At 39.1% G+C, this 13904-nt stretch carries 12 protein-coding genes and 1 CRISPR repeat array; of the genes, 10 read left to right on the top strand and 2 right to left on the bottom strand.

Translation table 11 applies throughout. From position 1 onward, the window contains the following. Positions 1-19: 19 nt before the first annotated feature. The 9 genes from IQ236_RS23210 (at position 20) to cas2 (ending at position 8891) form a co-directional block, all read left to right on the top strand. Entirely contained in the window at positions 20-502 is a 483-nt protein-coding gene (locus IQ236_RS23210; protein ID WP_193871482.1) for a XisH family protein, read from the top strand. After that, a complete protein-coding gene (locus IQ236_RS23205) occupies positions 454-774 on the top strand; it encodes a XisI protein (protein ID WP_193871481.1) in 321 nt (106 codons plus the stop codon). The genes IQ236_RS23210 and IQ236_RS23205 overlap by 49 nt, the downstream gene beginning before the upstream one ends. A 22-nt stretch (positions 775-796) precedes the next feature. Then, positions 797-4045, top strand: a complete 3249-nt coding sequence (gene cas10d / locus IQ236_RS23200; RefSeq protein ID WP_193871480.1) for a type I-D CRISPR-associated protein Cas10d/Csc3 — start codon at positions 797-799, stop codon at positions 4043-4045. A gap of 55 nt (positions 4046-4100) precedes the next feature. Continuing rightward, positions 4101-5126, top strand: coding sequence for a type I-D CRISPR-associated protein Cas7/Csc2 (gene cas7d / locus IQ236_RS23195; RefSeq protein WP_193871479.1), 1026 nt, complete (start codon positions 4101-4103; stop codon positions 5124-5126). Beyond that, positions 5126-5830: a type I-D CRISPR-associated protein Cas5/Csc1 gene (gene cas5d, locus IQ236_RS23190; protein WP_193871478.1), complete on the top strand. Its 705-nt coding sequence runs from the start codon at positions 5126-5128 to the stop codon at positions 5828-5830. The genes cas7d and cas5d overlap by 1 nt, the downstream gene beginning before the upstream one ends. Before the next feature lie 205 nt (positions 5831-6035). After that, positions 6036-6857, top strand: a complete 822-nt coding sequence (gene cas6, locus IQ236_RS23185; RefSeq protein ID WP_193871477.1) for a CRISPR-associated endoribonuclease Cas6 — start codon at positions 6036-6038, stop codon at positions 6855-6857. 47 nt (positions 6858-6904) lie between these two features. Next, positions 6905-7501 (top strand): CRISPR-associated protein Cas4, encoded by a 597-nt coding sequence (gene cas4 / locus IQ236_RS23180; protein ID WP_193871476.1) that lies wholly within the window; start codon positions 6905-6907, stop codon positions 7499-7501. 110 nt (positions 7502-7611) lie between these two features. After that, complete coding sequence (gene cas1d / locus IQ236_RS23175) at positions 7612-8616, top strand: type I-D CRISPR-associated endonuclease Cas1d (RefSeq protein ID WP_193871475.1); 1005 nt, start codon at positions 7612-7614, stop codon at positions 8614-8616. Between the two features lie 2 nt (positions 8617-8618). Beyond that, positions 8619-8891 (top strand): CRISPR-associated endonuclease Cas2, encoded by a 273-nt coding sequence (gene cas2 / locus IQ236_RS23170; protein ID WP_193871474.1) that lies wholly within the window; start codon positions 8619-8621, stop codon positions 8889-8891. Positions 8892-9142: 251 nt separating this feature from the next. Then, a CRISPR array of direct repeats spans positions 9143-9761; the repeat unit is 37 nt; unit sequence GTTATAATAACTATTAATCCCTATCAGGGATTGAAAC. Between the two features lie 121 nt (positions 9762-9882). Here the strand turns inward: cas2 and aspS are convergent. Together aspS and IQ236_RS23160 are read right to left on the bottom strand one after the other, a co-directional pair. After that, positions 9883-11673 carry an aspartate--tRNA ligase gene (gene aspS / locus IQ236_RS23165; protein ID WP_193871473.1) on the bottom strand — a complete coding sequence of 597 codons (1791 nt, stop codon included), beginning with the start codon at positions 11671-11673 and terminating at the stop codon, positions 9883-9885. 176 nt (positions 11674-11849) lie between these two features. Then, the gene (locus IQ236_RS23160) at positions 11850-12992 is read right to left on the bottom strand and encodes a sensor histidine kinase (RefSeq protein WP_193871472.1); all 1143 of its coding nucleotides are present in this window, start codon (positions 12990-12992) and stop codon (positions 11850-11852) included. 129 nt (positions 12993-13121) lie between these two features. Between IQ236_RS23160 and IQ236_RS23155 the strand changes: the two genes are divergently transcribed. Next, the gene (locus tag IQ236_RS23155; protein ID WP_190517808.1) at positions 13122-13841 is read left to right on the top strand and encodes a response regulator transcription factor; all 720 of its coding nucleotides are present in this window, start codon (positions 13122-13124) and stop codon (positions 13839-13841) included. Positions 13842-13904 lie beyond the last annotated feature (63 nt).

Genomic DNA, 13904 nt, shown 5'->3' with positions numbered 1-13904 from the left:
CTATATTCAGGAGGAGGGAATGCCAGCCAGAGATGCGACTCACAAAATTGTCAAACAAGCTCTGATTAAAGATGGCTGGGAAATTACGGATGATCCTTATGTTATTTCTTACGGTGAACGATTTTTATTTGTTGATTTAGCTGCCAGAGAATCCGAACCGTTAGAATCCTTAGAAGGACGATTGATTAGTGCCAAAAAAGATAATTCTAAGATTGCGATTGAAATTAAAGAGTTTAGAGGTCAATCATCAATTGCTGATTTACAACAAGCCATCGGACAGTATATCCTTTATCGAATTTTACTGTCTCAAGTTGATCCAAAACGGGTACTGTATTTAGCTGTTGCTGATATCACTTATAACAATATTTTTAGTGAACCCGTTGGTGAACTAGCTATTGCTGAAATACCTTTAAACTTATTAGTTGTAGACATCAAACAAGGAGAAGTGAAACAATGGATACCTCAGCGACCTACCGAAATATCATCAAACAAATTCTCTTAAAATATGCTCAACTTCGTCCCTCTCACGGAGAGATTCGATTAGATGTTGTGTTTGATGAAACACGCGATCGCTATGCTCTGATGCAAGTGGGTTGGGATCAAGGGCGAAGAATCAGAGGGAACTTAATTTATATCACGATGCAGAATGAAAAAATTTCTATCGAATACGATGGAATTGAACATGGAATCACTCAAGAATTAATTCAATCTGGAATTCCTGAACAGCAAATTATTTTAGCCTTTTTACCTGAAGCTTTACCCGCTTTAACTTAATTCTAATTAGGATATTTTAACCATGAATGAAGATGAACTTCCGCTAGATTTTAACCTTGACCAAATAGAAGAAGAAGAAACCCCGTCTCAACCTGAACTGTTAACCATTCGCTTATTTAGAGAAGCCATTAAAGGAACTCAGGGAAATGAAGGCGATCGCTTATTAGAAACCTTTGCTGATTATATTTTACCGAAATTGATGACTCAATTAGTGGGAGCAACCGCAAAAGGAGGACAATTTACAGAAGATTGTCGCGCAGCAAAGAAAAATGTAGCACGGAGTAAAGAAGATCAATCTTTTATTTCCCACCTTCTCAACGGTTTATTTCCGACTTACCGGGTTTTAAAACTTCTCAAAACTTTAGAAACTAATCCAGTAAAACGGTTTTGTAGTGAGTTAGAAGCGAGTATTTTTATAGCGTCTTATATTCTCCATGATTTTGATAAGTTTCCTGATTATCCGATTTGGCTAACTAACAATGATCCTGAGCAAAAATTTCAAGGGAGAAATTGGAGGGTACAAACTGCTAAAAAATCAGATGCACCTAATTTAGGGCGAGAATATATTGCTCAGAAAATTAAAGTGTTGGGCTTAGATATTCTTCTGGGGAATAACTGGGAATTCTATATTGATGATTTAGTTTGGCTTAGTAATAATGCTGGAGTTAAATATGATGCAGATTTAGGCTTGGAAAGTCGAGGTTTGTCTCCTAAGCTAGATGGAAGAGTCAGGGGAATTTTATCAAATTTGGTTAGACTTTCTGATTTATTTGCTTCTGTTATTAAGCATCCTTTTCATAGCCAAGAAGATAGTTTAGCCGAAATTTTAAAAGATTTAAGCAATAACCAACTGAAGTTTAGTTATCACGCTTTATCAGACAACCGAGGGGTTTTAACCAATATTATTAATAATGCCTTGATGGATCTTCATCCTGAAGACTTTTATACTCCTTTGTTGTATCTTCCTGATGGTGTGGTTTATTTAGCTAAAGTTGATGCTCCTGAGCTTAAACTTGAAAGGATGGCAGAGCAAGTTATTGATAAAATTAAACAACTTTGCGCGAATCAACTCAAAGATCGACAAACGGGTTTTGGTCGAGATGGAAAAGGGCTAAAATTTGCAGATTACTACTGGCTTTTTTTTGAAATTAATGGTTTAATGGAAGTAGCTATGGAGGCGGCTTGTCGAATTATCCCCTCAACAAAATCTTCCTCTGGTAAAAAACGCAGTGAAAGTTTAAGCAGTTTTCAAAAAAATGGTGAACTTCCTGCTCATTTAAACGTCAATTTTGGGGATGATTACCGCATTGATCGGTTAGCAGAATTTGGGGATGTTATCTGTCGAGGAATTTGGCGAGATTGGTGTGATCGCTTTAATCAATGGCAAAAACAACAACCGAAATCTAACCGTCAAAATTTACCGGATTTAGATTTAACTGAAAAACTGGCTGAATATTTAGAGTTAACGGATGAAATTCCTGCATTAAAAGCAATTCAATCCCTGAAAAAAACAGGCGGTGTCCCTCTTGATTGGTATTATTTGGCTGCTAAACATAACCAAAGAAATCCCACTTTAGATGAAGGACAAATCCGGCAAGTCATGGAAGGAATGGTTAACCATGCTGTTAGCTTAGTACAACCCATTGTTCAAGAATTTACCCTTCCTGATGGTTGGAATGATTTAAGAACCTATGTGAATCGTGTGGTATCTTTTCCCACAGGTGCAATTATTCCGCCTGAAACTCAACCTTTTTTAGTTGAACTCAGTCGATATCAAGCCGCCAAAGTAACAGGAAGAGGACGGGAAAATGTTTGTGCAATGTCCAGTTCATCCTATACTGTGACTGAACAAATGGAGTCTGCAACCCTATTTACTCCTCAAGTTTATAGTAATCGTCAGATTCTCTTTAATGCTCAAGCGGCAAAACGACAAATCTGTGCAATTTGGTCAATTGAAATCATGTTGCGACAGATTTTAATGAACAAAACCAACGCAACAGGAGCGGATTTTGAGGGAGGTAAATATCGTTACTTATACCTTTATCCTGCCTATTTCTTTACCCCAGAAACCAATAATTTTCTCCAAAAAGCTTATAGTTTTATCCGTCGAACTCGCTTTGATGCTGATATTCGTAAACATTTAATTACAGAACAACAGCAAGCGCAGTTTAATTTGGAAAACTATCAACAAGTTGATTCTCTTTTAATTCAAGAAGAATCTAACAAAGACCAAACGTTTAAACTCAGTTATCCACCCAAACAACCGTTAACATTCTTCTTTATGGCACTTCCGCCAGGACGGGATGCTACGGATACAGAATCGTGGGTAATGCCTGCTTGGTTAGGGTTTGTATTGCCTTTAGTTTTGGATGTGAAAGTTGTGGTTTCAGAATCCCCTGTCCCTCCTTTTATTAGTGGTGCTGATTTTGAACGAACAACTATTTTAGATGGAGAACATCAAGCGATTACTTCTTTAGTTAAACAACAAAAAGATGGAACTCGTTTAGATAATATTCTCCCCCATTCAAAACCTGCTTTTTCGCCCTTGAATGCGTTAAGTGCTGCTTATTGTATTCATTTAGAAGTTAATCGTAAAAAGGATGGTGATCCAGATTGGGGTAAATTAGCCGCGTTAGCAAGGGATTTAGAAACCAGTCCTTTGTATGTTTTCCATTACCTGACTAAATTAGTCAGAAAGTTGGAATGGGATAGCGCACCCATCGCCAAAATTAAACTTTACCAACAGTTTTACTATTGTTTTGATCCAGAAGGAAAAGCCATGAATCAACTTCGAGAATTAACCAGACTTTATCGCCGCTTTTATCGTGCCAAAAGCCAATATGCTAAACCTAATGCGGTGCTTAAACCCATTGATGAAGCAGCCGATGTCATTCTAAAAATTGACAAAGCTTTAGCGAATACTTCGGACTCTTTAACGGATGTAGTTGCTGCACGTATCTCTAAATTAATGACCAATGTAAGACGAAGAACAGCCGAAGGAAAACCCACCTTAACCTTTACTGATGGTAAATGGAAACCCGCTTTAAATTCAGAAGAAGAACGTAAAGCCATTTATGATTTTGCTCAATTTTTTGTTCAGGAAATTTTTGAGGGGACGTTCAAAGGCGATCGCGGTCGTTTAGCCGGAACGCAACTCAATTTAATTCGTGATACTTGCGATTATCTTTATCGCTTAGAAGAAGATCACGAACGTCAGACTACTAAACAACCCCAACCTGAAGACATTCCTGAACTGGAAGAAGCTTTATAACCTTTAATTCCAGTTAACCTCGACTTCAACCAACTATTCATTTAAGGAAACAACCATGCAATTTATTACCACTGTAGATGCTAAATATTTTCACACTGAAATTCCTGCAAAACCGATGGGTAAATATGTTCACTTTATCACCATTCGGGTCACGGAATCCTATCCTTTATTTCAGACCGATGGAGAACTGAATAAAGCCAGAGTTCGCGCCGGAATTCAAAATAAAGAAACCATCAGCCGTTTAGCAATGTTTAAACGTAAACAATCAACCCCTGAACGCTTAACCGGACGGGAATTATTGCGAAATTATCAAATTGGAGATTGGGAAAAATGTGATTATAATGTTGATTTCAGTAAAACAACCCCTGACTGTGTTCTCTATGGGTTTGCCATTGGGGATGCGGGTTCAGAAAAATCAAAAGTTGTTGTTGATACTGCTTATTCTATTACTTCCTTTGATGATTCTCACCAAAATTTTACCCTAAATGCTCCTTTTGAAAATGGAACTATGAGTCGTCAAGGGGAAGTAACCAGTCGCATTAATAGCCAAGATCATATTTTACCGCAAGTGTTTTTTCCTAGTATTGTCACCCTAAAAGATCCAACAGAAGCCGGATTTTTATATGTGTTTAATAACATTTTGCGAACCCGTCATTATGGTGCACAAACAACTCGTACAGGTCGAGTCAGAAATGAGTTAATTGGTGTGGTTTTTGCGGATGGGGAAATTGTGAGTAACCTGCGTTGGACACAGAAAATCTACGATTTGATGAAAGATAAAGGTCAAATTGAAATGGCAGAGCCTTTGAATGAAGATGATGTTTTAGCTGCTGCTCAAGAAGCGATTTCTCTACTTTTGAATGAAGAATATATCCCCCATACTGATTTTATTGCAGCTACTTTAACCCCTCTGCTCACAGAAGTTAAAGCGATCACCAGTGATGAAACACGATTGAAAGCGATGTTAGTTCAAGCGAATACAGAATCAACGGCTTATGCTCAAAAACATATTTTTAAATCAGCAGAAAAAGGTAAAAAAGGCAGCAAAAAAACAGCAACCTCTGTAACGGAGTCCAACTAATGACGATTATCTATCGTTGCATAATAGAACTGCATGATAGCCTTTATTTTGCGACCCGTGAAATTGGGCGACTGTATGAAACCGAACCCATTCTGCATAATTATGCCCTTTGTTATGCGTTGGGTTTAATTGATAACCCTTCCTATCAAACAACCGTTGCTGAGGAAGATTCCTATCGTTATTTCTGTCCTGAACAAGTACCTAAATATGAGCAACATTTAACGCCTCTGAATCAACAGGGTATTTATGTGACTCCAGCTAGAACTGTTAACTATACTGCGGTTCTCAACACTTGGAAATATGCCAATAATAATTACCATGTTGAGATGGAGAAAACCCAAAAGAATATTCCGAGTTTTGGCAGAACAAAGGAAATTGCCCCCGAAAGTCAGTTTGAGTTTTTCATAATTGCTGAAAAACCCTTACAATTGCCAAAATGGATTCGCTTAGGAAAATGGGCAAGTAAGGCAGAATTAACGATGGAAGAATTACCCCAGTCTCAACAACATCGAGAGGAAGAATTTATATTTCCCTATCCTTTGAATCCTCTGGATGTGATGTTTACCCATCAAGTTTTGAGTTATGACACGATTAATATGCCTCCGGTTAGTTTAATTCGTAATGTCAGAATGCGAGGGAAATGTTACACCGTTGAAGGTCTAAAATTGCAAATTCCAGCCCAAATGCAATACCGTTTTAACTAATCCATATCTACCGTAGGGGCGAGGTTTCCTCGCCCAGTGAGTTACGATTTGGGCAGGGTTTGGGCAGAGTTTGGGCGGGAAAACCCCGCCCCTACAAAATCTTGAAAATCAGATAGGGGTTTGTGTTTTAAGCAAGGGTTTGGGCGGGAAAACCCCGCCCCTACAAGGTATTGTTTTGGGTTGTGTTAATTATCAAGGTGGAATTATGCCCCATAGTCTTGTTCTCAATTTGTTGCCGCTTTCTTCTATTCCCTTAAACTATTTAACCGGACGACATATTCATGCGTTATTTCTAACATTAGTCAGTTCTGTTGATCCCGAATTAGGGACTTATTTACATGAACAAAAAACGGATAAGGCGTTTACTTTGAGTCCGTTACAACTCAGTAAAACGATTCATCAGAATGTTCTGCAATGGCAACATAAGAAACCAATTTCAAGCGAAACTCCTTGCTGGTTAAGGATTTCTTTGTTGGATGATAATCTGTTTAGTCATTTGAGTGGTTTATGGTTAAATCTTAATCCTAAACAACCTTGGCATTTAGGGCCTGCTGATTTACAAATTACCAGTATTTTAGGCACACCTCAATCGACTCAACCTTGGGCTAATTTTTCATCCTATAGCCAATTATATGAACAAGCTTCTGAGGAAAATCGTCAAATTGAGTTAATTTTCTGTACCCCGACAGCCTTTCGTCAAAGCAATTTTGATTCGGCTTTACCGACGCGAGATAGTGTGTTTGGATCGTTATTAAGACGTTGGAATCAATATAGCGGGATGGCGTTTGAAGATACCCTAATTGAGCCTATTTTTCCGAGTTTTTTCAATATTAGAACGGAGATTTTAGCGGATTCTCGCAGTAAGTTTATTGGCTGTGTGGGAGTGATGAATTTTAGAATTTTGGGAGATGTAGACCCAATGGTTATTAAACAAATTAATACCTTAGCGGATTTTGCCCTGTATAGCGGTGTGGGACGGAAAACACCGATGGGAATGGGAATGGTCAGGAGAATTGCTAATGCTTGAAAGTTAACTGAATGATCTGTTTTTTGCTAAATAAGGTTAGGTGAATTATGGCAACTATTGATTATATTCCGATTTCGTCTTTGAATCATTTTGCCTATTGTCCCCATCGCTGTTGGCGAATGTTTTGTGCAGGGGAATTTGTTGATAATCAGTATACCATAGAAGGAACAAGTTTGCACGAGCGCGTTCATTCTTTTGGAGAACAAAATCGTGAGGAAATTTGGCAAGTTCGGGCGGTTTGGTTGAAATCTGAACGTTATAAATTAATTGGGAAATCGGATTTAATTGAATCACAGTCAGGAGAATTTTACCCCGTAGAATATAAACGGGGACGGAAAGGGGAATGGGATAATGATGAAATGCAGGTGGTGGCGCAAGCGTTATGTTTAGAAGAAATGACGGGGAAAACAGTAACGAAGGGTTATATTTATTATGCCCAATCTCATCAGCGTCAACCTGTGGAAATTTCCTCAATCTTACGAGAACAGGTGATTAATATTATTGATCGGGTTTTTGATCTTTTACAAACGGGTCATCAACCTTTAGCAACTTATCAAAAACGATGTATGGGTTGCAGTTTGTATGAATCTTGTTTACCGAAAATTGCTGCAAAGGTGAGTCGGTATCAAGAGGTGATGAATTGAGAGTTATTTTGTTGTCTCATTCCCTTTTTTTGTCTTAAAAGGTGATGAGTTGAGACTAATTTTGTTGCATGCGCTTCGCTTACACAACCTACTTTTTGGAGGTTAATACAATGGGAACGGTTTATGTTACGGTTAATGATTCGTTTATTGGCAAAACGGATGAACGGTTAACGGTAAAGGCGGATAAAAAAAATGTTCTGGATGTACCGTTAATTAAGGTAGATGGAATTGTAATTTTAGGACGCTCAACGGTATCTCCGGCGGTGGTTCAGGAACTGTTAGAACGGCATATCCCGTTAACATTTTTAACAGATACAGGGCGTTATTTAGGACGATTAGAACCGGAAATGACCAAAAATATTTTTGTGAGAAAAGCGCAATGGGAAGCAGCCGGAGAGTCGGAAAAAGCCTTACATTTAGTCCGGGGGTTTGTGCGGGGAAAATTGAAAAATTATCGGATGATTTTATTGCGACAAGGACGTAAATATTCTGAACTGGATTTAGAGGCGGCTTTGACTCGGTTGGATAATGCGATCGCTCCTATTTCTTATACCAATAATATTAACTCTTTAAGGGGTTTAGAAGGAGCGGGAAGTGCGGCTTATTTTGGAGTATTTGATCAGTTAATTCGGGGAGATGGTTTTAGTTTTCAATATCGCAACCGTCGCCCTCCCACAGATCCCGTTAATTCTTTACTCAGTTTTGGTTATTCTTTATTGTGTCATGATGTGCAAAGTGCAGTTAATTTAGTGGGGTTTGATCCTTATTTGGGTTATCTTCATGTTCAACATTATGGTCGTCCGAGTTTGGCTTTGGATTTAATGGAGGAGTTTCGACCGTTAATTGTGGATTCGATGGTATTGAGTGCGATTAATTTAAAGCAGTTGACTCCTGATAATTTTACAACAGAACCAATTAGCAATGCGGTTTTATTGTCTCCAGAAGGACGGCGAACGTTTTTGAAATTATATGAAGAGAAAAAGCAATCTAAATTCAAGCATCCGGTTTTAGGTCAACAATGTACTTATCAAGAATCCTTTGAAATTCAAGCTCGTTTGTTGGCGAAATATTTGATGGGTGACATTGAAAAATATCCGCCTTTGGTGTTAAAATAAGTATGTTTGTTGTGGTGTCTTACGATATTTCTGAGGATAAACGTCGCACGAAAATTCATTCGATCTTGAAATCCTATGGTCAATGGATGCAGTACAGTGTTTTTGAGTGTGAGTTGACAAACACTCAATATGCTAAATTGCGATCGCGTCTCAACAAAATTATTAACCCTGAAACGGATAGTATTCGCTTTTATTTCCTTTGTGCTTGTTGTCAGGGTAAGGTTGAACGCATCGGCGGCGAACCTCTACGGGATCATACGATTTTCTTTGCTTAGTTGCGCCTACCTGTAGCTGTTGGGGAAAGAAATGCTAAAATAATCGCTGAAACCGTTATCGGTTCTGGGTTTAAACTGTTTCGCTCATCTTTTGAGGTTGTCGCAATTCTTGTAAGCCTTATCCTGAAAGAGTTTCAGCGTTTTTTTAGTTTTGCCTATTGTCAAGTCGATGGCTGAAATGGTATATTCTGATCAGGTTGTCGGAATCGCACCTTGAAAACTAAATATATCAAGGGTTTCAGAAGCCTGCGGTTATAATAACTATTAATCCCTATCAGGGATTGAAACTCAATTCAAATCCCTCTTTACAAGGGATTGTTAGCCAATTGTTATAATAACTATTAATCCCTATCAGGGATTGAAACAATATACCATAAGTCTTTTGTTTATCACCATACTCCAATAGTTATAATAACTATTAATCCCTATCAGGGATTGAAACACAGCGATATCTTCCGGATCAAAAGGCAATGGATCAGGGTTATAATAACTATTAATCCCTATCAGGGATTGAAACCTTCAATGGATAATTACAATGATAATAAGTGAATGTTATAATAACTATTAATCCCTATCAGGGATTGAAACGATGCTTTCTTCCCTTCTAAGGATTTCCAAAGCGTTATAATAACTATTAATCCCTATCAGGGATTGAAACAACTGGATTTATGAAAGCGGTGGGAATAAACCCAGTTATAATAACTATTAATCCCTATCAGGGATTGAAACTACGATCCCAAATCTTCTCACTGGTGGTTTCTATGGTTATAATAACTATTAATCCCTATCAGGGATTGAAACAAACGGATTTGTTCAAGCCGCTCCTAAAATTTGTTATAATAACTATTAATCCCTATCAGGGATTGAAACAGAAGGCTTTTATGTTGCGTGAATAATGGTGATCAGTATAATAAAGATTATTAATTCTAAAAAATGGACGCAAATGTCTTTGTAGGGGTGAGGCGCGCCTCACCCTTACGAGGAATAGGATTTATTTGTCGGTTTTGGGTTTGTAAGTCGAAGCAACGTAGAGTTCCTTTAACTGTTTTTGGTCTACGCCAGAAGGTGCATTTGTTAATAGACAACCCGCTTGTTGAGTCTTCGGAAATGCGATAACATCTCGAATTGATTCCTCTCCCGATAATAACATCACTAATCGATCTAAACCGTAGGCAATTCCCCCGTGTGGCGGAGTTCCGTATTCAAAAGCTTCTAATAAAAAGCCGAATTTATTGTAAGCTTCCTCCATGGTTAATCCAATGGTTGAAAATACCTTTTCTTGAATCTCTCGTTTATAAATCCGTAGACTACCACCGCCGATTTCATAGCCATTTAAGACCAAATCATAAGCTTGCGCTCTGGCGTGGGGTAAATCATTAATATCATCAAGATGGGGAGAAGTGAAGGGGTGATGTAATGCTTCTAATCGTTTTTCTTCTTCATTCCATTCAAACATCGGGAACTCAACAATCCACAATAAATTAATTTTATTGGGATCAATTAGTTCCAATTCTTTAGCCATAAATTGACGCAGACGGTCTAGGGTTTTATTCACCGTTGCAATATCTCCCGCCCCAAATAACAGTAAATCTCCGGGTTTTGCATTTGTCCGGGTGAGAATTTCCTGTTTTTGTTCGTTGCTTAAATTATCTTTAATTGCGCCAATGGTATCAATTCCATCTTCTCGAACGCGAATAAAGGCTAACCCTTTTGCTCCCGCCTCACAGGCTTCTTTAAAGATATCTCCACCGGGTTTAATTCGCATATTAGAAATCGCTTCATTTCCCCCAGGAATGGGTAAAATTTTAACAATTCCGCCCGAAGCAACAGCCCCAGAAAAGACTTTAAATCCGCAATCTTTGACAATATCGGAAACATCGACTAATTCCAAACCATAGCGCGTATCTGGTTTATCACTTCCATAACGTTCTAGGGCTTCTTTATAGGTTAAACGAGGGAAAGGAAAAGGAATTTCAACCCCTTTAACGGTTTTAAAAATATGAGCAACTAAGGCTTCATTTAACGCCAGAATTCCTTCCTGGGTCATGAAGCTCATTTCCATATCTAATTGGGTAAATTCCGGTTGGCGATCGGCGCGTAAATCTTCATCTCGGAAACATCGAGCGATTTGATAATAGCGATCAAATCCCGATACCATTAATAATTGTTTGAACAGTTGGGGAGATTGGGGTAACGCAAACCATTCCCCCGGATTAACTCGACTAGGAACTAAATAATCCCTAGCTCCTTCAGGCGTTGAACGGGTAAGAATCGGGGTTTCAACTTCAATAAAATGCTCTTGATCTTCTAAGAAACGCCGCATGGCTTTCACCACTTCATGACGCAATTGTAAGTTGCGGGTCATGCGTTCTCGACGTAAATCTAAATAGCGATATTTTAGGCGTAAATCTTCCCGGACGGTTTCGGTTTCTGAGGCGGAAATTTGGAAAGGTAATTGTTTTCCGAGTCCATTGAGAAGTTCGATTTGATTAGCGTAAATTTCAATTTCCCCGGTGGCTAATTTGGGGTTAAGGGACTCTGGGGGGCGTTGGGAGACTCGCCCGGTAATTTTAACAACGTATTCATTCCGCAGACTCTCGGCGGTGTTGTAGGAGTCGGGGGTGCGTTCAGGATCGCTGACAATTTGAACAATACCCGTGCGATCGCGTAAATCTAAAAAGATTACACCACCATGATCGCGGCGTCGATCAACCCATCCGCAGAGGGTAACAGTTTCGCCAATATCGGTAGATCGGAGATTGCCGCAGTAGTGGGTTCGCATGACTCTTAATGAAAGTTAGACTAAGGTTTAAATTAAATCAGGGCAACTTATCAGTATAGATTAAAGACTGTCACCCGTCATCCATTAGTTATCTGTTAAAAGTCAACCGTGAACGATTAACAGTCGTAGGGGTAAGGTGGGACGCAAGCCCCTACCTGTAATCGTCAATACTCTATCTATTCTGGGTTTACGGGTAAACAAACGGTGAATAGGCTACCCTGACTTATTTTCGATTGAACGTGAATCGTGCCTCTGTGGGCTTCGACAATGCGTGAAACTAAATGCAATCCTAAACCACTTCCCGCTCGTTTATTATTTCCTTGGCGGAATCGTTCAAAGATAATCGCCTGATCTTCGGGAGACATCCCAACGCCACTATCTTCCACTTCCAAAATCACTCCATCGGTGGGTTGATCTTGGGTATCGAGGAAAATCTTCTTGCGATCTAAACGAATTTCTATCGCACCCATATCCGTAAATTTAATCGCATTTCCCACTAAATTTGTCACCACCCGTCTGATTTCTAACGGATCACCCATAATAATCGGTGAGTCTGTTAAACAATTGCTAATCGGATTAAATTTAAGGGTTAATTCTTTGTCCTGAGCTAGGGGAGTCAGTTCTTGAATGACCTCTTGAATAATTTTCCCTAAATCAAAAGAGGAAAAGGTTAAGGTTTTGCGACCCGCTTCATACCGATAAACCTCCAGTAAAGTATTTACCATTTGTAATAGGTTTTGATTACTGTTGATCATCGAGGTGATCGCGTCTTCAATGGTCGGTGAGATGTCTCCTAAAGCCCCCTGAAGAACCAAATGTAACATCCGATCTGCCGCGACTAGAGGCGTTCGCAGATCATGGGTGAGACGGGAGACAAAATCCTCCCTTTGGCGGGACATCGCCATCTGTTGATCAATGCTATGTTTAAGTCGAAGCAGCGATCGCACCCGTGCCAAAAGTTCATCAACCTCAACAGGTTTGCGAATAAAGTCATCTGCCCCTGCATCTAAGCCTTCGACCACACTGGAATGATCATGGGCTGTAATTAACAAAATGGGAATAAACGGAAGATGGGGATTAGTCCGAATGCGACGAGTCACCTCATAGCCATCAATTCCCGGCATCATGACATCGAGTAATACTAAATCGGGAGGGTCGGTGTTAATAGAGGCTAATGCTGAACTTCCATCAGACTTACAGACAACTTCGTATCCTTCTTCAGCTAATATTGCCTCGATTAAAAATAAGTTATCCGGGGAATCATCAACGGCCAGAATTCGATCACTAGATTTTAAAGGGGGGGCAATAAAAAGGGACATGATTTTGAAAAACGTGTTTTTTAAGCCAACTCAGTTACAAGATTAATCTTGTCTAGCACATTTGTTATTGATTTTAACAAAAAATCTGTCAATAATAAAGACAATGAGATCATTAAGGGAAAATCAACCATGAGCGAAATTCGTGTTGTTCTTGTAGAAGACCATGATTTGACACGGGTAGGCTTACGAACTGCCCTACAACAAGAAAATAATATTCAGGTTGTTGGGGAGGCGGCGAATGCGAAGAGTGGGTTAGAAATTCTTAAACAGACCCAGCCGGATATTGCCATTATTGATATTGGTTTACCGGATATGGATGGGATTGAATTAACTCAAAAATTTAAACAATATATCTCTAATGGAGGAGTTCGAGAAACAAAGGTTCTAATTTTAACGATGCACGATAATGATGATGCTGTTATGGGAGCCTTTGCTGCGGGTGCAGATTCTTACAGTGTTAAGGATGTTAGCATTGATAAACTCAAGGATGCTATTTACACAACTTTTGAAGGAAATGCTTGGATTGATCCGATCATTGCTCGGACAGTTCTGAAGCAAGCCAAGAAAAAACCACCGGAGGTTGTAGCACCTAGCGATATCAAAACTGTAACTATTAATGCGGTGGAAGCGGAATATCAAGAGTTTCTGCAATCTTGCCCTTTAACTGAACGAGAATTAGAGGTTTTGGAATTAATTGTTGCTGGACGTAGTAACGCTGAAATTGCCGAAAAACTCTATATTACTGTGGGAACGGTTAAGACTCATGTTCGCAGTATTTTGAATAAGCTTTGCGCTGATGATCGCACACAGGCAGCAGTTCGGGCTTTACGTTCAGGGTGGATTGAGTAATGTCTTTTGATTGAGTTTGAGTTAGAATGAAGATTTTTTAACTATATTTTATTGGATTTTTAT

It is taken from the genome of Planktothrix mougeotii LEGE 06226 (genome assembly GCF_015207485.1).
In the GTDB taxonomy this organism is placed as follows: domain Bacteria; phylum Cyanobacteriota; class Cyanobacteriia; order Cyanobacteriales; family Microcoleaceae; genus Planktothrix.
This window is presented reverse-complemented; position numbering and strand designations above follow the sequence as displayed.